Below are 20552 nucleotides of genomic sequence, written 5' to 3'. Positions count from 1 at the left end.
CGCCGGCTTCGCAAACATCGTTTTTCGTTCAACAACTGAAGTATATACGAAGGACCTCGCTCGGAAGAGACTCGATGAGTCGCAGCCAGATCTCGCTGGCGGTGGGGTAGGCGGGCACGGCGTGTGCAGCCGATGAACCGGGACGCCCCGCAATGATGGCGACGATGGCGGCGTGGACGAGCTCACCCGCACCGGGACCGACGAAGGTGGCGCCCAGCACGGCACCGGTCTGCCGGTCGACGACCAGCTTGACCTCACCGTGGGCGTCGCCGTGCAGGAGGGCAACTCCGGCGGCCGAGGTGTAGCCGACCTGAGCAGTGACGACGTCCTGGCCGGGGTCGCGGGCCCGCTGTCAGGCCGCTGGGGGCGGTGAAGACAACCTGTGGGACCGGGACGTTCTCGGGTACTGGTTCGGGCCCGCAGCCGGCAGAGAGGGCGGTGATCCTCTCCCTTACGACGCGCGCCCGGTACTTGCCCATGTGGGTCAGCTGGGCCTCGCCGCTGGCGTCGCCGACGGCGTAGAGCCAGTCGGGCAGGCGGCCGGCCAGGACGTCGTCGGGCTCCAGGCCGACGACCTCCAGCCCCATGCCGGTCAAGAGGGGGCGACGGCCAGTTGCGACCAGGATCTCATCAGCCTCGATGGTTCGACCGGCGCAGGTGACCGTGACGGGGCCGCCGTGGATGCGACCGAGCCCGGTGTCACTGGCCTGAGGCCGCTCGGCGGCAACCACCTGGGCATCCGTGATGACGGTGATGCCACGGGCGGCGAGAGCCTTCTCGATGAGTCGGGAGGCGAAGGACTCCGCGGCCGACAGGAGGCGGGAGCCGCGCACCAGCATGGTGACGTCGCTGCCCAGGGCGGACATCCAGGTGGCGGCCTCACAGGCGACTACCCCACCGACGACGATGAGGCGCTGCGGGATCTCCTGCACGCCGGTGGCGCAACGCTAGCCCCAGGCCTCAAGGCCCTGGAGCGGAGCAGACACGACGGGCTCCGCGCCAGTGGCGAGAATGACGGCGCGGCGGGAGACCCACTCGTCGTGGCGCGCGAGCAGATCTGGCGCGGACAACTCGGAGGGGCGCAGGCCACTGAGGTTTGCCGACGCCGCGGCGACCTCAATGGGCCCGAGGAGCGCCTTGCTGGGCATACAGGCGTAATACGAGCACTCGCCGCCCAGGGGCTCGCCCTCGACGAGGATCGCGGTCAGGTCGGTGCCCTCGGTGGTGTACTGCGCGACACTCCCCCGGCCCATCACCGACAAAAACGACGTCGTAGGTGCCGGCCTGCTCAGGTACCGTCTCGTTGCTTATGCCACCGATGCTGCCACGCATCTCAGCCGGCCGATCGAACTGTGCGACATGTCGAGCCTGTACCGCCTGCAGCGGGGTAATGAATGGCGTCAATCTGCGTCGAGAAACGATCCTACGCCACATCGGCCCACTGAGCAGCCCGCCCACCACCGAGGTCGCAGCGAAAATCGGTATCATGGACGCCTTGCGGCAAGACTCGGCACACCCTTTTAGACCTTCCAGGTAGTATCGTACTACTGCGCGGAACGTCAACATCGAACTCATCACAGATTGGTTGACTTCGCTGGACAGCGGCTCGCAGGCGCAGGTCGTTGCGGCCTTCGAACTGCTGGAAGGAACAAGGACCTCGGCTCGATCGCCCACTGGTGGACACCATCAAGGTCTCTCGTCACAAGAGCATGAAAGAGCTGAGACCAGGATCAACGGGGAGATCCGAGCTTCGAATCCTATTCGTCTTCGACCCGAAACGTCAGGCAATCCCGTTGATCGCTGGAGATAAATTCGACAATTGGATCCGTTGGTACAAGCGGGACATCCCCATAGCCGACGACTTGTTCGACGAGCACTCAAAAGCTGAGAGGAAAGTAGCCACCACGCCCATGACGATCACAGAGCTCTTAGAAGAGCATCCGGTAGACAGAGAAGAGGTTGATACTCATGAGGAGCAGATGCTTACCGAGATCCGCGCGTATCGTTTGCGCGAGCAGACTGGACTCACTCAGGCACAGTTAGCAGATCGGATCGGCGTCGGGCAGTGTCGGGTGTCAAAAATTGAGCGTGGCGACCTTGAGGAGGACTCGAAGATCGGCACTATCCGGCTATACCTGGAGGCTGTCGGAGGACATCTGTCCATCGAGTACGTGACAGACGATCAAAGAACCCAGGTTTTAGTCCCCAATCACACATCCCGGCGGCGCCTACAGTTCGTTCAGGCCGTTAGCAGGTCGTAGACGGTGACGGCACACACGCCTAGGAGGAGGACACCGAAGGCGGTTGTCAGCGTCGCCGCGGAGACGTTTTACCGGCAGTCCGCCATCGAGGCCGACCGCGCAACACACCAGAAGAGGTGGAACAGCCTATGCCACAAAAGAAAGAACAAAAAGAACGAGTGGCCCGCCTTCTCGAGACACTGGAACGTGATGATATCCTGATCATCTCCTCATCAAAGATTCGACTCACGCTCCGACTCGCGACCTGCCTCATCTTCTTAACGATCAGTACCATGCTCATCGCCTCCCCACTTTTGAGCGGGAGCAGCCCTGCCGCAGCTCCCGCTCTGATCGTTGGCGGAATCATATCCGTGATCATCTCTGGAACGACTGCAGCAGCCACCCATCGACAACTATCGCAGGGAATCCGACTGACACTCACGTCCGAAGAGGTAAGGCTCGAGAACAAGGACGGCGACGTCATTGAAAAAGCGAGATGGCGCGACATCGATCAGTTCACTCCAATACTATCCCAATCTCCTTTGCAGATCACAAAAACCGTTTCCTACAACCTCACCGACACCGGAAGAGAACGTCGACAAGAGTTTCTTGACACTGCCCCCACAGCCCGAAAACAGTATTTTCTTCTTTCATCGCCTTGGACAAGAAACGCCGGGTCCGTCATTTACCCCTCAGGGTTCACCATCTCGAACAGCAATATTTTCGACCTCCTCGAGAGGGCTCACTGGCGCTACCGCAGCAAGAGAGTCCGGTCACATTGAGAGTGCAAGTATCGCCACAGCAAAACAACTCAGTCACATATCCCGGCGCCCGACTATGACGCAGTCGAGCATCAGCCGACGTGACGATCGTCGCACAGGCAAATACCTCATATATCACCCCTTGGAAAATATTATGATCGCATCCCATAAGAACGCGGTTCTCCACGCCAGCCCGTGACACGGAGGAACTGCTCCCACGTGAGCGCTTCCGGGTCGATGCTGCGACTCCACTCCATATCGCGATCCGGTCGAAAATAACCGCATTCAACAGCATAATTGACCATCCCCAGGATCTCCTGCGCATGAAGATCATCAGCAATCAGCTCAGGAAAGTTATACGCCAACCCATCATACGTGAACGCATCGCGATATTCCCCCTTCAGTCCAGTAACATCTTGAAAAATTCTCACCATCTCACGCGGGGAGACAATATCACCCACAACCGGCAGCGTTTCCCCACCATACTTCTCCGGCTTACTGATGATTTCCCGCACAGCCGGACCGGTGGCCGTGACGGGATCGACGAACGGCGCCCGAAAATCTTCAGGAAGATATATGGGGAGGATGAGTGACCCATCCTCAACCCTGGGAACATAGTACTCCATCAAATTGGTGTAGAAGAATGAAAGGATCACAAAAGTGCTGGCTACAGGCAGCCCACTGATGTAGTCCGCAACCCGCGCCTTGTCGGTGAAGTGAGGAGCGAACATCCTCCCGCCTGTGATCTTATCGACGTTCTCAAGCGTACTGAACACAATGTGCTCGACCCCCGCTCTCACTGCAGCATCGGCAATTCGGCACCCTAACTCGTATTCGCGCGATCCCTTCGGAGGGGTAGGAGGAGTGACCAAGAAGGCGGCGCGAGCACCAGAAAAGGCGTCAACCCACTCGTCATCGTTCCCCAACGAAAGCGAACCCGTCACCAATTCAGCGCCCTGACGCTCAAGGCTTTTCGCCATCTGCGACGCAGGATCCCGAGTCATCGCTCGCACCCTATAGTCTCCGCCACGCAGCAAGGACCTCACGACACTGCGCCCCTGCTTGCTGGTTGCACCGGCAACGGCAATAACTGGAGTATCCAACATGTTACGCTCTCTTCCATGTATCATAACGAACACCGGCTGACACAGGACAGCGTCACAGGCGCAAGACTGCCACGTCAAGAACTATCTTCTTAGATAGTCCCACACAACACAGAAGCCTGAACACATGAAGACCGAATGCATCAGCGAGTTTGTCAGCTTCAACGACAAGACCTACCCTTGCCCGATCAGCGTGGCTATGAATCTTGTTGGAGGGAAATGGAAGTCGGTCATCATTTATCACCTGCAATATGAGCCGAAGCGCTTCAACGAGCTACGGAACGACCTCGTTTCAGCGACCGACACGACACTCACCCTCCAGCTCAAGCAACTAGAAGTAGACGGCCTCGTATCGCGCCAAGTATTTGGCGATAAACCGCCTCTGAAAACGGTTTACTCACTCACCGAATTCGGTCGAACTTTTTTGCCTGCCTTACAGGCTCTGACGCAGTGGGGAAACCAAGTGGTGGCGGAGCGAGGTCAATTCGTGTAGACACATGCATGTTTCTCACAACAGACCGTGAGGGACTCGTAACCTTCAAGCACCGCTCTCCATATGAAGTGTGAGCACAGAGTCGTTCGCAGAAACGACGACCCCACGGGGAGAGAGAAACTTAACGTACGGCAGATTATGCGCGTCGCCGACGACTCGCCCAACTTTGCAGAATCGCAACCATCCGTTACCTTATCGCAAGACGTCTGATATCTGTCGTCCACACTCCCCCGTCGCAGGCAAGGCTGCCTCGACTCCCCGAACGGAATACCTATGACATCGCACCATCCTCTCTCCCCGAGGCGCCTGACGGCCCTGCTGGGATCACTCCCCCTGGCTGTCACCGGCCTGATCGCCGCAGCGCCCCCAGCGCACGCCTCCCCCACGACCGATGGTCTCGCCGACATCACCATCACTCAGGTGAACGCTCCCGAGGACGGCCTCTACGCCGTCGGCGACGTCATGACCTTCAACATCACCCTGACCAACACCAGCGGCGAGGCCCACTCCTACGCCCCGGCCTCGACGAACCTGTCCGGGAGCGTCTCCAAGTGCCGCTGGCGCAACGTCCCCGCCGGGGTCACCAAGACCGACTGCGCCGGCCTGGCCACGCACACGGTCACCGCCGAGGACCTTAAGGCCGGCGGCTTCACCCCACAGATCGCCTACGAGGTCAAGGCCGTGGAGTACGCCGGCCAGGTCCTCAGCACCCCGGAGACGATCAGCGGTACGACGATCCCGGTCAAGCCCGCCTCGCTGCGGGTCGAGTCCTTCACTCCGTCGTCGAGCCAGGAGACCTACAAGCTCGGCGATGCCGTCAGCTACACGGTGCGCATCCGCTCGGTGTCGGACAAGACGATCAACGTCGCCGCCACCGGCTCCTCCTTCGACGACCTGGCCCGCCAGTGCCACTGGGGCAATCTCAAGCCGGGCAAGGGCGCGGTCTACAACTGCAAGCCGCTCATGCACACGATCACGCAGGCCGACGTCGACGCCGGCCGGTGGACGCCGTCGATCACCCTGACGGCGACCGGCACCGACGGCGCCGCCCTCCAGACGCTCACCGCGACCGGTAGCCCGATCAGCGTCGTCGGCCAGCACCCGCAGGCCGAGCCCGCCCCGGCGCCCGACGCGAGCACGGACCTACCGACCTCGATGAGCCAGGCCCAGCACCTGGCCGCCAACATGGCCACCGACAACTACCGCATCCCGGCGATCACCACCGCCCCCAACGGCGACCTGCTGGTGGCCTACGACGAGCGGCCGAAGGACAACGGCAACCAGGGCAGCGACGCGCCCAACCCCAACCACATCGTCCAGCTGCGCTCCACAGACGGCGGCAAGACCTGGTCGGCGCCGACCTACATCCACCAGGGCACGGAGACGGGCCAGAAGGTCGGCTACTCCGACCCGAGCTACGTGGTGGACTACCAGACGGGCACGATCTTCAACTTCCACGTCAAGTCCTACGACCAGGGCTGGGGCGGCTCGAGGGCCGGCACCGACCCAGAGGACCGCAACGTCATTCACGCCGAGGTCTCCTCCTCCACCGACAACGGCTGGACCTGGACGCATCGCACCATCACCGCGGACATCACAAAGGACAACCCCTGGGTCTCGCGCTTCGCGGCCTCGGGCCAGGGCATCCAGATCCACCACGGCACTCACGCCGGACGCCTGGTGCAGCAGTACACGATCAAGACTGCGGGCGGCGCGGTCCAGGCGGTCTCCGTCTACTCCGACGACCACGGCACCACCTGGCAGGCCGGATCCCCGGTGGGCACCGGGATGGACGAGAACAAGGTCGTCGAGCTGTCCGACGGCTCCCTCATGCTCAACTCGCGCGCCTCGGACGGCTCAGGCTTCCGCAAGGTGGCCACCTCCACCGACGGCGGGCAGACCTGGAGCGAGCCGGTCTCCGACACGAGCCTGCCCGACTCGGTGGACAACGCCCAGATCATCCGGGCCTTCCCGAATGCGGCCCCCGACGACCCGCGAGCCAAGGTGCTGCTGCTGAGCCACTCGCCGAATCCGCGGCCGTGGTCACGCGACCGCGGCACCATCTCGATGTCCTGCGACGACGGCGCCTCCTGGGCGACCGGCAAGGTCTTCCACGAGCCATTCGTCGGCTACACGACGATCGCGGTGCAGTCCGACGGCAGCATCGGTCTGCTCAGTGAGGACGCCAGTGACGGCGCGAGCTACGGCGGCATCTGGTACCGCAACTTCACAATGAGCTGGGTCGGCGACCAGTGCACGCAGACGCAGACCCCAGGGCCGTCGCCGAGCCCCGCACCGTCCGCCGAGCCCACGACCGCGCCGAGCGCTGAGCCGACTGCTACACCGAGCAGCGAGCCCACCACGGGGCCGACCACTGCGCCCACACCGGAGCCGAGCGGCGAACCGACGACCGCTCCGAGCAGCCAGCCCACTGCAGGGTCGGAGCCGTCCGCCGAGCCCTCGCCGGAGCCGACGACGGAGCCTTCAGCCGCGCCCACCCAGCAGCCCAGCGCTGCACCGTCGGGGCAGCCGAGCGAGCACGCGAGCTCTGCTCCCGCGCCGAGCGCAACGGGACAGGCACCGTCGACGGCGAGCCCAAACGCGACCTCGCTGCCGACACTGACGGGGCAGGCACCCTCGGTCTCGAGCCCGGCGCCGAGCCAGGCTCCAGGGGCAACGCCGGCTCCCAGCACCCAGCCCGACGAGATCGACCGGCCGTCCGACGGCGCCATGGCTCAGCCGACCGATAGTGCAGGCGCTCCAAGCGCCTCAGCGACCGGGGCCGCGACGGCGCCAGGCCGCAGCCTGTCTCGCACAGGGACCAACGCGCTACTGGTCCTGGGCCTTGCGGGTGTCGCGGTTGTTGGCGGCTACCTGCTGCTGCGGGCTCGTCGCTCGAAGAACTGAATACGCGATGAGTCGGCTCGATCCGGCTCTGAGCACTGACTGAGGGGTGGGACGCCGGCGCGTCCCACCCCTCAGTGCGGTTCTCCCCGGCGGCGCGGTTCGGCCGTGGATCGGGCTCGCCGCCGGATGCCGGATGCCGGTTGGTGGCTTCCAGCCGGCAACCGGCCACAGACTGTTGGCCGTCAACCGCAGGCCGCAGGGTGGGGAGTTTTGCGTGCGTGACCGATGCTCACATTCGGCGAGCTGACCTGGCGCAGATCGAGCACAGGTGGACCCGGCGCCGCTGAAGAACCCCAGCAGTCCTCCGTCCTCACCAACGAGACGTCCTATAGTGTCCAAATCGGTGACAAAGGCCTGGAACAGAGCAGAACGGATGAGAAGAACCCGTATGATTCCAACGTTTCTTCGTCTGAGCTGACGACACCGGGGCTCCTTTGTCACCGATTTGGACACCAACACCTTCCAGCGCCCCTGCAATGCGGTCAGGTCGAGTGCGGGAGTCCGTGAGGATCTGTTCGTATGCGTCGAGGAGACGCCGGGCGTTCTTGGGAGACCGAAAGAGGTGGGCGGTCTCTTGCCAGTTCGCGTACTCGTCGGCAGGCATGTGAACCGCGCGGTCATTACTCGAGACGATCTCGACGGCATGGTGACTGGTGGCGACGAGGTCGATGAGCGCCGGCAACGTCCGACACGCTTCGTCGGCACTGACGCTCACCGCCACTCCCCTGGTTTCACACGGCATTGGATCATCGTATCCATCACCTCGCCTCGGATGGTGACAAGGTGGCAAGAGTTGCCGGAGCCGGTGACAGTGGAGCCCAGATACCTCACCGTGCGTGCATGACCTCTTGCTCACACCCAGCAAGGTGAGCTGGCGCGGTTCAGGCTGCGGTGGCAGGACCACAGATACTCGTCGGGCACGTCTTGCCAAGCGAACGGCGCGGAGGCGACCGATGTCACCGTCCAGCGGGCCGCCGGCTCATTCAACGTCGATGGGGCCGTTGATGTGGAGGGTCTCGACGTCGAGGCGCCGGTTGACGTTGGAGGCGGTGGAGTCGTCGATGCGGCCGGAGAAGCGCAGGTCGTGCACGCGCTGACGCAGATGGTCGATGACGGCGAGCCGCAGGGCGCTCTCCGGGTCACCGTAGACGCGCGCCTCCTCCTCTGCGCCGGCGTTGCTCACGGAGGTGTAGCGGCGCTTGTAGTCGGCGCGCACGGCCGAGATGACCGCGTCGTCGTCAACACCGGCGCTCTCGGCGATGGCCTCGATTTCATTGATGGTGTCGCCGAGGATGCCGGCGAGAGCCTCGGTTTCCCGAGACTCGATCGACTCGGCCGTCCGCATGCCGATCGAAGGCCGCTCGTTGGCCCAGCGGACCACGTAGGGCAGGGCGATCCCCTGGACGAGGAGGGACAGGAGAGTCACGCCGGCGACGATGAGGATGATGAGGTCGCGCTCGACGAAGGCGGCGCCGTCGAAAGTGACCGGGATGGACAGCGCCATGGCCAGTGAGATCGCGCCGCGGAAGCCGGCGACCGTGGAGACGACGCGGCCGCGGAAGTTGGTGCGGCGCAGGCGCTGCTCGGGGCGGCGGTCGAGGGCACGGATGGAGTAGATGATGAGGTGGTGCCCGGCGAATCGGCCCGCCACCATGGCGATGTAGATGATGGGGATGAGGACGAGACCGCGAGTGAGGTCGGCGCGCGGAAGGTCGGCTGCGATCCCGGGGAGTGCGACGCCCACCATGACGAAGAGAATCGTGTTGAGGATGTAGGTGAGGATGGTCCAGAACGGAGTCCCGAGGACACGCGAACCGAGAGGCAAGTGCGGTGCGGCGAAGCGGGAGACGATGATGCCGCAGGTGACGACGGCCAGAACTCCTGAGCCGCCGATCTCCTCGGCGAAGAAGAAAGTGACGAACGGGGTGGCCAAGGCGGTGATCGTTGCGAGCATGGGGTCGTCCGTGATGGTGCGGACGCGGATGCCGATCTTGGTGACGACGGCGCCGACGACGGCACCCACCCCGATTCCTCCGCCGAATGACAGGAGGAGCTCTCGTGTGACGAGACCAGCCGTGACGCCGGAGGAGTCCTGAGCGGTCTGGAGGGCGATGGCGAAGACAACCAGGGCGGTACCGTCGTTGAGGAGGGACTCGGCCTGGAGGACGGTGCGGCCGTTGGGGTTGATGCCGCGCCCCAGGCTGGAGACGGCGGTGGCGTCAGTGGGACCGAGGCAGGCTCCGATCAGGAGCGCGGCGCCCAGGCTCAGGCCCGTCAGGACGCCGATGAGGGCGATGAGGGCCGCTGTGATGGCAACAAGGACCGTGGCGCTGAGGATGATGCCGCGCAGGCTTCGCCGCATCCGGTTGAGGGAGACGGACAGCGACTCCCAGTACAGGAGGATCGGTAGGAAGATCGTGAGGACCACCGTGCTGGGGAGGGTCATCTCCCCCTCGAAGGGAATGAATGCGACCACTACTCCTGCGGCGATGAGGAGCACCGGGGCGATGAGGCGAAACCTGTCGGCAATCACGTAGGCGACGATGGAGGCACCGATGAGTGCGACGATCATTTCAATGGTCATAAGGCTGCCGGACTCCCTTCCTGCGCTGAGGGGCGTGGGCCGACTGCGGCCGGCTCGGGGCGGTGCGCAGCCTACAGAGGCATCCTCCGACTCCCCTGTTGATACCTCGATTCGCGTGCGTGTCCTCCGCTCACATCCGGCGAGGTCACCTGGCACGAGTCAAGCGCAGGTGAACGCGGCGGAGCTCGGGGCTGACGATCTCTCAGGCGACGCCGACAGGATTCAGCCAGATGGTGTCCACATCTGTGACAAAGACCTGGGGCGGAGCCGTGTCGACAACGAGAAACCTCATGATTTCAACGTTTCTGCTCACGAGATGGCGACGCCGGGGCTCCTTCGTCACAGATGTGGACACCAACGCCCTACACCGACCCTGCAATGAGATCAGGGGTGGGCGCGAGGCTCCATGAGAGTCCGCTCGCTCGTCGACGTTCTCGCTTCATCGACGGGACCTTACCGAACGTGTCTTCGTGAGGCATTCCGTTGGCGATGCGCGGTTGCCTTGAACAAGTCCACCCACGCCTCGACAGGCAAGTCCTTCGGCAGCCCGGTAGCCGTCATGCCGTGGCGACTCAGCCACGCCTGTGCAGCCCGTGCTGAGCCCAGTGCGGTGTTGCGTGCAAGGATCTGAGCAAGCCCGCAACCAGGACCGGTATAGACACGGTGAACCAGTGCGTGGAACTGGCGTCGCTGCGTCGAGGGAAGCAGCGGATGCTCACGGCGGTAGATGGTGAGGATTCCACCGTCGACTCCAGGACGTGGGGTGAACGCGCGCGATGGAACGCGGGCGTGCAGTGTGAACTCGAACCAAGGCGCCCATTGCGCCGTCATCATCGTTGCACCGCCAAGGCCAGCTCTTCGCCGTGCGACCTCCCATTGCACGAGCAAGATTGCATTTGTCCATACGGGAGCATGCAGCATGCGTCGAAGCATGGCTGTGGTCTGGTGGAACGGTAGGTTGCCGACGAGCACATGGGGATACGTCGGAAGCCGATAGATCAGGAAGTCGTCGGAAACGACGTCCACGTGCGACGGGAGTCGTTCGGACAAACATCGGGCAAGTCGCGCGTCGATCTCAATCGCGGTGACTGGTCGTCCGAGACGAGCCAATGGGATGGTGAGCGCTCCATCGCCGGGGCCGATCTCTACGATCGGCCCCTCTGTGGCAACCACCAGCCGTGTGATCGTGGCGATGATGGATTGGTCAGTCAGGAAGTTCTGGCCGTACTCGTGACGGCCATGTCGATAGGTGGGCACTGTTTGCTCCGTGGTTGTCGCGAAGCCGGGTACGCCAAAAGAGCCGCCCGGCCGTGATTACCGGGGCGGGAGCAACAACGTGGAGTGTGCTCGCCGCCGTCAGCGGGTGCGCAGACGCAGTGAAGCAGTGCCAAGAACCAACATGCCGACCAGTCTAGGCGATCACACTGTGAATCGTTCCAGGTTTGACGGAGGTGGTGATGCGAGGGAAGGATCACTGCTTTGGACTTAGAGACTGCGTCAGCAGGTGCGGTGTGGGACCGGGATGCGGGCGCAAGATCTCGGCAAGAAGTCAGTTGTCTGTACTCGTTCCTGTTCCTGGGAGTGTTTCTTTATCCCCACCCTGCCAACATCGGTAATAGAACTCCTGGAACCAGTTCGCCCAGCTGCTACCGGTCCACGTCGATACCCACCCGCTGGGGTATCACCGACCCGGCTCCCCTGAACAGGTCGTCTTCGACAAGTTCGTCCAGACTTTGGTGCCGGGGGCGGACTATGAGAAGGTCGCCGACTCCACCCACTCGGCAGCCACCATCCAACGCAGACACGACGAGTGGATCGCCGCAGGCATGTTCACCACCTTGGAGTAGGCGGCCCTGGAGGCCTACGACAAGGTCGTCAGCCTGGGCTGGAGGCTGTGTGTCGATAACCGAAGCAGCGCCTGCCCATTACCTTGTGAGTAGCTCCTGGTGGTAGGTGCTGGAGGCTGGGGCAACTGCCGCGGGCACAGATGCGTTTCCCCCGTCTTTATTGATCCGGGAGCGAAAGTCACCTGCGGCAGCCGGGCGCTGGCGACCGCTAGATAAGGGGAACGACCCACCGCAAAATGGCAAAAGTTCTGCGGCCGGTTCGTCCACCGGCTGACCCCGCACCCATGCAGCGAGAGGCGGTAAAAAGATGGATATCGGGGACATCGACGTCTTCACCGGTACCGGGCGTCGGTAAGAGCAAGCGCTGATGTGGACACCAACGCCCTACACCGACCCTGCAATGAGATCAGGGGTGGGCGCGAGGCTCCATGAGAGTCCGTTCGCAGACGCCGAGGAGACGATGTGCTTTCTTAACGATCGAAACAGGTGCGCGACGTTCTGCCGGCTCGCTTACTCGCCGGCGAGCATGAGAACAACTCAAGGCTTAGAGGTCGCATCATGAGACAGGTCAATGGGCGAACCATCGCACCGCGGCTTCATCATCAGCCGAAATCGACCCACACCCTCTCCCTGAATACCTCCCTGACAATACTTCCCGCATTTTGCAAGGCATTCACATGGTGACACCAGCATTTCTTGACACAAACAAACTCACACCCCGACACTTATCCTCAGAGCGAGGCAAGCAGCCTCCAAACTGGGCGAACACAGATGATCACCACCCCTACGAACAGCCCCCGAACTGCAGCGAAAACGCGGAGGAATCCACTTCTGACGCTGTTCCAAGATTTCTTTTTCATAACATTCTCATGACGTTCCGATAACATTCTTGAAGTCGCTGACAGGCGCACCACAAGGCTTGTTCTGAATTTCCTCCTCGCGATACTCTTCGCCGGTTACTCACGGTCACCCCAGGCCGCCAATCCCTAGTGAAGAGGATGTCTACATGCAGGTTCCTGCCGATCTCAGGCGCGCCGCGCCAAGAGGGCAGTCGACAGCCACCTGGCTCGCCCTTCTGACACTGCTTGCGAGCATGATCGTGCCCTTGCAGGCCCAGGCCGCCGTCAACACCGACGTCGAGCTGTCCGGTCTCGCTCTGGTCAAGTCGGACCGAGACGGTAACGACTTCTCATCCGAGGGCCTCACGACGCAGGACGTGGCCAAGCTGTCCTACACGTGGGACGCCACCAAGACCACCATGGCCCCGGGAGACTCCTTCTCCATCGACCTCGGCGCCCATTTCAAGAACCTGGAGAACCCGAAAACCGTCCCCCTCAACCTTCCCTACAACGGCGTATCCACCGAGGTGGGCTCATGCAAGCTGACGGAAAGGACCATGGAGTGCACCTTCAACGAGAAGGTTGAAGAGAGCTCAAGGCAGCGGGATTCAAGGATTTCAAGGGCTCGGGTCAGGCTCTGCTCCTCATTTCACAGGCCACCACGGCCACGTCGGTGGATATGACTGTCAACGGCAGCCAGAAGGTGAGCGTTCGTCTGCCCGGCAACGGCGGCATCAAGGGCCCCGCTGCGCGGAGCTACACGGCTCTCAAGTTCTCCAAAGTCTCCTCGGTCATCACGTCGGCCTCCTCCGCCATGACGTGGGAGGTCAACTTCGGCTCGGACTACATCAAGGAGCAGCTGGCCAAGGGAGGCAGTCCCATCACCTCGGACGGTCAGACCCGTGAGACCATCACCATCACGGACACGCTCGGCCCGGGCATGACCTTCGGTGCCGACAAGAGCAGGTGGTACCTCGGACTGCGTAACAGCGCCGCCGAGCCCGGCATCTCCGGGGTGTCCCTGACCAGTGCGGCGGGCAAGGACCTGAGCGCGAAGTACGGAGACTTCGACCTGGATGTGGACATCCAGGGGCAGGTCGCCACGATCAAGGTGACGGGCCCCTTCGCCCCTGACTCCAACTACAGGATCTCCTACCCGGCGACGTTCACCTCCCAGAACGGCAAGGCCGTCGCCGGTGTGCAGTACACCAACGCCGCCTCGCTCGACCACTCCGAGGCCCGTGGCGAGTTCACGCGCAGCTACACCGATTCCTTCAAGGTGACCGTGGCGATGGCCCCCGGTTTCGGCGGGCTCGAGGTCACGAAGACCCTGGGCGGAGCGGCCCTGGACGCCGTCGACGTCGCCAACACGACTCTGCCGGTCAAGGTCGACTATGTTCTGCCCGGCCCGGCCGGCGACTACGCCGGCTGGCAGGCCCCCGGCACGCTCAACGCCGATGGTCTCTCCGGTACAGCCGTCCTGAACATCAGCATCGGCAAGACCAACACGTTCCAGGGCACTTTCCCCAAGGGCACCGTCGTCACCCTGTCCGAGGACACCGGCCATGCCTCCCCCGCTCCTTCGGGGTACGCCTGGGGAAAGCCGGTCTTCGCGGTCGGGAGGACCACGACGAACACCGTGACCATCGGCGACCGGGTGTCGACCAAAGTGACCCTCAGCAACACGGCCGACGTCGCCAAGGCTCCTGGCACCTTCCAGGTCACCAAGACCATCGTCGGCGACGGGGCCCCTGCGGAGGCTCGAGACAAGGACTTCGCCTTCACCTACACCTGCTCCGACGGACAGTCCGGGCAGGTGCGCGCCAGGGGCGACGGGACGGCCGTCCAGGCAGGGGTGACCTTCCCGCAGGGCACCACGTGCACGGTGAAGGAGGATGCCGAGTCCGCAGGGATCGACGGCTACACGCTCTCCGCTCCTGCGGAGCAGACCGTCACCATCAAGGACCCCGTCGAGCCGGTCGCGACGGCCGCCTTCGCGAACTCCTACACCCGTGACACAGGTGCCTTCTCCATCGCCAAGTCGGTCCAGGACGGTCCACAGGGGGCGGCCAACGGCTCCTACTCCTTCACCTACACCTGCGACGGCGGCGTGCAGGGAACCCTGACGGTTCCCGGTGACGGGACGGCCGTGTCCTCCCCGCAGATCCCGACCGGGGTCTCCTGCGCGATCGCGGAGGACGCCGCGTCGGCCGCCAAGGACGGGTACTCGGTGGCCTCGGCCCTGTCACAGGACTCGGTGACCATCACCAAGGACCAGACCGTGGCCGTCACCGCCACCAACACCTACACCCGCGACACCGGCACCTTCTCGGTCACCAAGAGTGTCACGGGCGACTACGCCCCGCAGGCGGGCGAGGCCGTCAAGGTCGGCTACACCTGCAACGACCCCGAGGCCACCCAGGGCACGCTTGATGTCTCGATGGACGGCACCGCCGTGGGCGGCCCGGCCCTTCCCACGGGGACGGTGTGCACCCTGAGCGAGGACGTCGCCTCGGCCCAGCGTGAGGGTTACTCGGTGGCCACCGCCTACTCGGCGACGACGGCGACGATCGTGAAGGACCAGGTTCCGAACGTGTCGGTGACCAACACCTACACGCGCCAGACCGGGGGCTTCTCGGTGTCCAAGACGGTGGAGGGCGACGGCGCGAAGCTGGCACCGGCGGAGTTCACCTTTGAGTACACCTGCACCGACAAGGTCACCGGCCAAACCGGATCCCCCAAGCAGGTGGTGGTCAAGGCCGGCCAGACCACGCACGTGGGTGACGTGCCGACCGGATCCTGCACGCTCACGGAGAAGGACGCCTCCGCCAAGGGCACGAGCCTGTCGACCGCCCTGGCCGTGGGCGGCACTCCCGTGCAGGGCGGCAAGGCGACCTTCGACGTGCTCGGTGGGGACAACGCCGCCGTGAGCGTCTCGGCCGTCAACACCTACACCCTGGACCGCGGCACCTTCACCGTGTCGAAGAAGGTGGAGGGCGACGGCGCTGAGACCCACAAGGCCGTGGCCTTCACCTTCGGGTACAGCTGCACGTCCGACGTCGAGGACGAGGTGAGCGGCGAGCTGACGGCTCGCGGCGACGGCTCGGCCGTCTCCGGGCCGGCGCTGCCGGTCGGGGCGACGTGCTCGGTGTCGGAGAAGACGTCGTCGGCCCAGGTCAGCGGCTACGACGTGAAGACTCCTGAGGCGCAGAGCGTGACGATCACGGAGAAGGACGCCGCCCTGTCCTTCACCAACGCCTACACCCGTCAGACCGGGTCCTTCTCGGTGCTCAAGACGGTGACGGGTGCGCAGGCCGGTGACAAGGAGTTCACCTTCGCCTACACCTGCACCGACGGGACCGAGGGCACGCTGAAGGCCAAGGCCGACGGCGAGGCGGCCAGCGGGCCGAAGGTGCCCACGGGCACGCAGTGCACCGTGACCGAGGATGCCAAGGCGGCCGCGATCGACGGCTACACGCTGGCGGCCCCGGAGGCCCAGACGGTGACGGTCTCGGAGAAGGACCAGGTGGCCAGCGCCTCCTTCGTCAACGCCTACACCGAGGTTCCGGGTGCGGACTCGCCATTGGAGGACCCCACGGCTTCTCCGTCCGGTGAGCCGACGCCGAGCGACCCGGCACAGGACGACTCCGGATCGGCCCTGGCCCGGACCGGCGCGTTCGTAGGGATTCCGCTCGCCCTGGCACTGGCGGCGATCGCAGGAGGTGCGCTGCTGGCTTACCGCCGCAGGGTCTGAGCTGAGGCGCTGATCGCCGACAGCCGCAACGCCGCAAAGTGAGGGGTCCCTACCCGAGTGGGTAGGGACCCCTCACTGCGTCGTGGGTTTGGGCCCGCCGACGCTCTCCAGTCGGTAGCCTGGGGCTGTCAGAGTCCTATCGACACCCCGACCCTTGGAACAGAGGTGCCTTCCGTGCGCAGCCCCCTTTTTGATCAGGCCAACCGTGAGCAGGAGACCGGTCAGCGCTGGACTGTCCAGTCCAGCAAGATGCTTCGTGTGGCCCTGGGCCCGGAGGTGCTGGCCGCGCAGGGCGCGATGGTCGCCTACCAGGGGAACATCGACTTCTCCTACCAGGGGTCGAGGAGCCTGGGTGGCATGGTCAAGAAGGCTGTGACCGGGGAGGGCGGCAACCTCATGCGTGTTGCCGGGCAGGGCGAGGTGTTCTTCGCCCGCAGTGCGCAGAACGTGTTCCTGCTCCAGCTGGAGGGCGACGCGATCACGGTGAACACGCCGTCCCTGCTGGCCTTCGACGCACACCTGGGCTACGACATCAAGATGCTGGGCAATGCCGGGCTGCTCGCCGGCGGATTGTTCAACCTCATGGTTCAGGGACAGGGCGTGGTGGCAGTGTCCTCCGACGGTCCGCCGATGCTCCTGGACTGCTCGCAGCAGCCGACCTTCGTTGACCCGCAGGCGGCGATCTGCTGGTCGGCGAACCTGCAGCCGCAGATCAAGAGCAGCTTCAAGATGGGCTCCCTCATTGGCCGCGGCTCGGGCGAGTCCTTCCAGCTGGCCTTCCACGGGCCGGGCTTCGTGGTGGTCCAGCCCAGTGAGGGCCAGCCGGTCGTGGCGTCGTCCTGAGCCGGGCAACGACGGAGCGGGCGACTCAGGTAGCCGTGCGATCGGCAACGTAGAAGCCGACCTGCAATCGGTCAGACCACAGAGGGATCGGCACTACCTGAGTGAATCTCATGCATGAACTGTTTCCGAGCCTTCATAGCATGTATCAGCAGTTCGTAGCCGTCGTCGAAAACAAGGACCACGAGCTCCAGTACTCTTCCGGACTCATCGACGCCAAGAACAAGCCACCGACGCGGATCATCCTCATCGTCCAGAGGGCGCGAACTCAGCGCATGATCGAAAGCGTAATACAGATCCTCATCATCGAGATGGTCCTTCGCATAGTGCTTACGGGCAGACCGATGGATATCAGGCTGCGGCATGAGCCCATTGCTTGACAGCCGCTCGTACGGCATCCGACCGGTTCGCGATCCCCTCGTCGGCCGCACGCTTCAATAACGCGGCTAGGAGTTCCTCATCAAGGCGAACAGTCACAACTGTGCCTGGCCCTCGGCCGACTGGGGGCCGCCCAGGGGTCGGTCGCGGCAACTGCCGGAGGTCGTAACCGGCCTCAGCCTCGTCTGCCCAGGCCTGGATCTGCTCGTCGCTCACACGACGTCCGTGGAGAAGATGCTTGCCCATGGCAATATCGTATACGAAACTCGGTCGCAGAGTCTTCCCCTCTACCGCAACACTAGACAGTCAGACACCACCGCTGAATGAGGCGAAGACCCCACCCTTCGACGGTCCGCCGATGCTTCTGGACTGCTCGCAGCAGCTGACCTTCGTTGACCCGCAGGCGGCGATCTGCTGGTCGGCGAACCTGCAGCCGCAGATCAAGAGCAGCTTCAAGATGGGCTCCCTCATTGGCCGCGGCTCGGGCGAGTCCTTCCAGCTGGCCTTCCACGGCCCGGGCTTCGTGGTGGTCCAGCCCAGCGAGGGCCAGCCGGTCGTGGCATCCTCCTGAGCCGGGCGACGACGGGTCAGGGCGCTCGGCAACGAACCCACGCTCGACCAGCAGCGACCACGCGGAGAATACGGACCTACCGGTGGTCGCTCGCTGATCGTGGAGGATCTATGCGAGGTCCCATGTCAGTCTTTCACTCTCCCCATGAGTCTGCTTGCCCACATCGACGTCGCACTGGGCGATTGGCGTGAGCGATGCCTGTCGATGTACTGCCACTGCTCGATTGGAGGAAGCCCCGTAACTGGCTGCGGCAGTTGCCGAAGGTCGTAGCCAGTCTCGGTCTCATCAGCCTATGCCTGGATCTGCTCATCGCTGACGCTGCATGTCAAGCGAACGACGCATTCGATTGAGGGGCTCGACATTCGCCCCCCGAACAGGTTTCCAGACGACTTCATTGTTTGCTCGATAGCATCAAAGGGATCATCTCTTAAATCTACTCAACTATGATTTCACCCTTTTGTACCGCAGAACGATATGAAGGCATCGCAGCGTTGAGACCACCGATACGATGTCGATCCACCCAGCCTCTGGTCGCCAACAACCCGACCACCAGAACACCACCAAAACTGCCGCTAATGATAACTATCTTCTCAAATTTTGAATTCGCAAAAGTTTTGACGCTCTCACCCACGCAAACAAACCCGCCAGCCGATCAAAGTCCCGTTTCGATGAGTTGTCTACCGATACGCCTTAACGTTGCGTTCACTTCGATTTTTCAAAAATGCCCCGACACACGAAACAGCTCCTATCACAAGCAAACTTCCCCAACGATAACTAAATAGGTCATTTTTGTATTCGAGGAAATATTCAGCTACTGCAACGGATATATTTTCTCGAATGAGCGACTCTCTTTCGGCTCCTTGAGCCAATTCCATGCAGTAAACGATGTGAGAATTCTGTTTCAGAAGTTTTTCACTCATTCGCAACCCAAGAGAAAATGGATCCCATTTATGCACCCAGAAAATTGTGACAACAACAATAAAGAGTATCGTGGGGAATATATATTTACGCTTTACTCCACCACTTCCAGCGACCAGACGACAAGACCCAGTACACAGCCCTACCAGCAACCCTAACACACCGAAAGCAGCAGGCAACTTCAGTAACGCGCTTCCGTCAAACAAATCTGAAGAGAATGAGCCACCCCCTATATCCCCCATAAATTTCACCGGAGTCATCGCGGCTGACACGAATCCAGCGATACCTCCAACACCTACACATGTACTCAAATAATCTAAAGTACCTTTAATGTCGACTGGATACAGTAGCCCTAACAGCACGCCAACTATCGCCATAGAAGATATCATAACAAACGATAAAACTATAGCAAAATATCCGAGCACCGCAAGCGTAATTTCGGTCGTCAATTTATTCTCATCGTAGACCGACGGCAAAATTGCCAGAATTATGGCGGAAAGAATTGGAATCGAGGAGACATAAACGAGCCATAAAGGATTATTTAAAGTTTGATTTAATTTACTTGAGTCAACCTCTCTGATGAATTCGCTTTTAAATGCGCTCGAAGAAGGAAAAAGAAAACAAAGTTTTTGGACTGCCTTTTTGACTTCACCGAGATATTTCAAGGCATTGTTGATCAACTCAAACAACAAACTTATCACTCCTTGATGTTTATTGTTCCATATTTTTATCCGTTGTAGACTTTAGATGGAGAGGTCCACTTACAGAGGCGTTTAGGGTATTTTTGTTGATAATTGCATGTTGTTAACAGCGAGGCGACTCGCTCTTGAGAAAATCGTTTGATATTCAAGCCACCTTCATAAAGAGTAGCACGAGAATCCCCTGTTGTGAGGTTGTGGACCTGTGTGAGACCATTTCCGCCGAGAGCCCAACCTGCCGGCGTTCGGGACTTGGGTGCTGGGCGTGTTCCTGTGTGTACCCAATCCTGACCCACCTGTGTGCCACAACCTGTCCCCAGGAGCTGCTCGCCGAGGTCTATGGCGTCTCCCAGCCAACGTCTCACGAGTTATCGCTGCCTACACACCCCTGATCGCCCACGCCCTCAACGACCATGTACCAATCGTAAAGGACCTGGACCCCAAAGCCCAGCTGATCGTCGACGGTACCCTGTCAGTGTCAACGTGGAGGCTGGTTTGTCTGGCGCCGGTGGTTGCCGGCTGGGGTTGGCTGATGGTCTGCTGGACGACATTGTCGGTGTCGGGTAGCCATGCGGTTTCGTGCTCGGTGGGGGTGCGCATGCCGATGGCGGAGTGTGGC

At 62.2% G+C, this 20552-nt stretch carries 18 protein-coding genes and 1 pseudogene; 10 read left to right on the top strand and 9 right to left on the bottom strand.

Annotation, left to right across the window (positions count from 1 at the left end):
- Positions 1 to 28: 28 nt before the first annotated feature.
- The 3 genes and pseudogenes from HMPREF9056_RS14490 to HMPREF9056_RS14480 all read right to left on the bottom strand — a co-directional run.
- Positions 29 to 286, bottom strand: a pseudogene (locus tag HMPREF9056_RS14490) (pyridine nucleotide-disulfide oxidoreductase); the annotation flags it as partial.
- Entirely contained in the window at positions 255 to 932 is a 678-nt protein-coding gene (locus HMPREF9056_RS14485; RefSeq protein WP_009401982.1) for an FAD-dependent oxidoreductase, read from the bottom strand. The gene HMPREF9056_RS14485 and the pseudogene HMPREF9056_RS14490, both read right to left, overlap by 32 nt.
- 15 nt (positions 933 to 947) lie before the next feature.
- Positions 948 to 1262, bottom strand: coding sequence for a hypothetical protein (locus HMPREF9056_RS14480; RefSeq protein ID WP_143228664.1), 315 nt, complete (start codon positions 1260 to 1262; stop codon positions 948 to 950).
- A 360-nt stretch (positions 1263 to 1622) separates the two neighbouring features.
- Here HMPREF9056_RS14480 and HMPREF9056_RS14375 point away from each other — a divergent pair, with 360 nt between their 5' ends.
- The 3 genes from HMPREF9056_RS14375 to HMPREF9056_RS13300 all read left to right on the top strand — a co-directional run bounded on the left by HMPREF9056_RS14375 (position 1623) and on the right by HMPREF9056_RS13300 (position 3022).
- Complete coding sequence (locus HMPREF9056_RS14375) at positions 1623 to 2261, top strand: type II toxin-antitoxin system RelE/ParE family toxin (RefSeq protein WP_216593588.1); 639 nt, start codon at positions 1623 to 1625, stop codon at positions 2259 to 2261.
- 3 nt (positions 2262 to 2264) lie between these two features.
- Positions 2265 to 2462: a hypothetical protein gene (locus tag HMPREF9056_RS14295; protein ID WP_172635223.1), complete on the top strand. Its 198-nt coding sequence runs from the start codon at positions 2265 to 2267 to the stop codon at positions 2460 to 2462.
- A gap of 71 nt (positions 2463 to 2533) precedes the next feature.
- Positions 2534 to 3022, top strand: a complete 489-nt coding sequence (locus HMPREF9056_RS13300) for a hypothetical protein (protein ID WP_253269884.1) — start codon at positions 2534 to 2536, stop codon at positions 3020 to 3022.
- A 131-nt stretch (positions 3023 to 3153) separates the two neighbouring features.
- Here HMPREF9056_RS13300 and HMPREF9056_RS00840 read toward each other — a convergent pair whose 3' ends face one another.
- Positions 3154 to 4107, bottom strand: coding sequence for an NmrA/HSCARG family protein (locus HMPREF9056_RS00840; protein WP_034513263.1), 954 nt, complete (start codon positions 4105 to 4107; stop codon positions 3154 to 3156).
- A 124-nt stretch (positions 4108 to 4231) separates the two neighbouring features.
- Here HMPREF9056_RS00840 and HMPREF9056_RS00835 point away from each other — a divergent pair, with 124 nt between their 5' ends.
- Together HMPREF9056_RS00835 and HMPREF9056_RS00830 are read left to right on the top strand one after the other, a co-directional pair.
- Positions 4232 to 4597, top strand: a complete 366-nt coding sequence (locus tag HMPREF9056_RS00835) for a helix-turn-helix domain-containing protein (protein ID WP_003780584.1) — start codon at positions 4232 to 4234, stop codon at positions 4595 to 4597.
- 273 nt (positions 4598 to 4870) lie between these two features.
- On the top strand, positions 4871 to 7504 hold the full coding sequence (locus tag HMPREF9056_RS00830; RefSeq protein WP_009401975.1) for an exo-alpha-sialidase: 2634 nt from the start codon (positions 4871 to 4873) through the stop codon (positions 7502 to 7504).
- Between the two features lie 310 nt (positions 7505 to 7814).
- On the opposite strand, the gene HMPREF9056_RS13295 is transcribed toward HMPREF9056_RS00830, so the two are convergent.
- The 3 genes from HMPREF9056_RS13295 to erm all read right to left on the bottom strand — a co-directional run bounded on the left by HMPREF9056_RS13295 (position 7815) and on the right by erm (position 11345).
- The gene (locus HMPREF9056_RS13295) at positions 7815 to 8246 is read right to left on the bottom strand and encodes a type II toxin-antitoxin system Phd/YefM family antitoxin (RefSeq protein WP_253269883.1); all 432 of its coding nucleotides are present in this window, start codon (positions 8244 to 8246) and stop codon (positions 7815 to 7817) included.
- A 237-nt stretch (positions 8247 to 8483) separates the two neighbouring features.
- A complete protein-coding gene (locus HMPREF9056_RS00825) occupies positions 8484 to 10088 on the bottom strand; it encodes a Na+/H+ antiporter (protein WP_009401972.1) in 1605 nt (534 codons plus the stop codon).
- Positions 10089 to 10541: 453 nt separating this feature from the next.
- Complete coding sequence (gene erm / locus HMPREF9056_RS13290) at positions 10542 to 11345, bottom strand: 23S ribosomal RNA methyltransferase Erm (RefSeq protein WP_009401970.1); 804 nt, start codon at positions 11343 to 11345, stop codon at positions 10542 to 10544.
- A gap of 1596 nt (positions 11346 to 12941) precedes the next feature.
- Here erm and HMPREF9056_RS13055 point away from each other — a divergent pair.
- The 4 genes from HMPREF9056_RS13055 to HMPREF9056_RS13990 all read left to right on the top strand — a co-directional run bounded on the left by HMPREF9056_RS13055 (position 12942) and on the right by HMPREF9056_RS13990 (position 17748).
- Positions 12942 to 13457, top strand: a complete 516-nt coding sequence (locus HMPREF9056_RS13055; RefSeq protein ID WP_009401960.1) for a hypothetical protein — start codon at positions 12942 to 12944, stop codon at positions 13455 to 13457.
- Complete coding sequence (locus HMPREF9056_RS00815; protein WP_009401958.1) at positions 13454 to 16528, top strand: DUF5979 domain-containing protein; 3075 nt, start codon at positions 13454 to 13456, stop codon at positions 16526 to 16528. The genes HMPREF9056_RS13055 and HMPREF9056_RS00815 overlap by 4 nt, the downstream gene beginning before the upstream one ends.
- A 174-nt stretch (positions 16529 to 16702) precedes the next feature.
- The gene (locus HMPREF9056_RS00810; protein WP_009401957.1) at positions 16703 to 17371 is read left to right on the top strand and encodes an AIM24 family protein; all 669 of its coding nucleotides are present in this window, start codon (positions 16703 to 16705) and stop codon (positions 17369 to 17371) included.
- A gap of 140 nt (positions 17372 to 17511) precedes the next feature.
- A complete protein-coding gene (locus tag HMPREF9056_RS13990; protein ID WP_034513262.1) occupies positions 17512 to 17748 on the top strand; it encodes a hypothetical protein in 237 nt (78 codons plus the stop codon).
- Here the strand turns inward: HMPREF9056_RS13990 and HMPREF9056_RS13280 are convergent.
- The gene (locus HMPREF9056_RS13280) at positions 17720 to 17992 is read right to left on the bottom strand and encodes a ribbon-helix-helix protein, CopG family (RefSeq protein WP_087942147.1); all 273 of its coding nucleotides are present in this window, start codon (positions 17990 to 17992) and stop codon (positions 17720 to 17722) included. The two genes, HMPREF9056_RS13990 and HMPREF9056_RS13280, sit on opposite strands and share 29 nt — an antisense overlap.
- Before the next feature lie 112 nt (positions 17993 to 18104).
- On the opposite strand from HMPREF9056_RS13280, the gene HMPREF9056_RS00800 reads away from it, so the two are divergent.
- A complete protein-coding gene (locus HMPREF9056_RS00800) occupies positions 18105 to 18317 on the top strand; it encodes an AIM24 family protein (protein ID WP_009401953.1) in 213 nt (70 codons plus the stop codon).
- A 677-nt stretch (positions 18318 to 18994) separates the two neighbouring features.
- Here the strand turns inward: HMPREF9056_RS00800 and HMPREF9056_RS13985 are convergent.
- Positions 18995 to 19927 (bottom strand): hypothetical protein, encoded by a 933-nt coding sequence (locus tag HMPREF9056_RS13985; RefSeq protein ID WP_009401947.1) that lies wholly within the window; start codon positions 19925 to 19927, stop codon positions 18995 to 18997.
- Positions 19928 to 20552 lie beyond the last annotated feature (625 nt).

The sequence above is a fragment of the Actinomyces sp. oral taxon 170 str. F0386 genome, assembly GCF_000195595.1.
Lineage (GTDB): Bacteria > Actinomycetota > Actinomycetes > Actinomycetales > Actinomycetaceae > Actinomyces.
The sequence above is the reverse complement of the archived record's forward strand: the minus strand, read 5'-3'. Positions and strand labels throughout refer to the sequence as shown.

Bases quoted from the DNA above. Each gene is read 5' to 3' on its own strand.
- HMPREF9056_RS13300 (WP_253269884.1), top strand. From the start codon at position 2,534: ATGCTCATCGCCTCCCCACTTTTGAGCGGGAGCAGCCCTGCCGCAGCT.
- HMPREF9056_RS00840 (WP_034513263.1), bottom strand. From the start codon at position 4,107: ATGTTGGATACTCCAGTTATTGCCGTTGCCGGTGCAACCAGCAAGCAG.
- HMPREF9056_RS00835 (WP_003780584.1), top strand. From the start codon at position 4,232: ATGAAGACCGAATGCATCAGCGAGTTTGTCAGCTTCAACGACAAGACC.
- HMPREF9056_RS00830 (WP_009401975.1), top strand. From the start codon at position 4,871: ATGACATCGCACCATCCTCTCTCCCCGAGGCGCCTGACGGCCCTGCTG.
- HMPREF9056_RS13295 (WP_253269883.1), bottom strand. From the start codon at position 8,246: ATGCCGTGTGAAACCAGGGGAGTGGCGGTGAGCGTCAGTGCCGACGAA.
- HMPREF9056_RS00825 (WP_009401972.1), bottom strand. From the start codon at position 10,088: ATGACCATTGAAATGATCGTCGCACTCATCGGTGCCTCCATCGTCGCC.
- HMPREF9056_RS13055 (WP_009401960.1), top strand. From the start codon at position 12,942: ATGCAGGTTCCTGCCGATCTCAGGCGCGCCGCGCCAAGAGGGCAGTCG.
- HMPREF9056_RS00815 (WP_009401958.1), top strand. From the start codon at position 13,454: ATGACTGTCAACGGCAGCCAGAAGGTGAGCGTTCGTCTGCCCGGCAAC.
- HMPREF9056_RS13990 (WP_034513262.1), top strand. From the start codon at position 17,512: ATGTATCAGCAGTTCGTAGCCGTCGTCGAAAACAAGGACCACGAGCTC.
- HMPREF9056_RS13280 (WP_087942147.1), bottom strand. From the start codon at position 17,992: ATGGGCAAGCATCTTCTCCACGGACGTCGTGTGAGCGACGAGCAGATC.
- HMPREF9056_RS00800 (WP_009401953.1), top strand. From the start codon at position 18,105: ATGCTTCTGGACTGCTCGCAGCAGCTGACCTTCGTTGACCCGCAGGCG.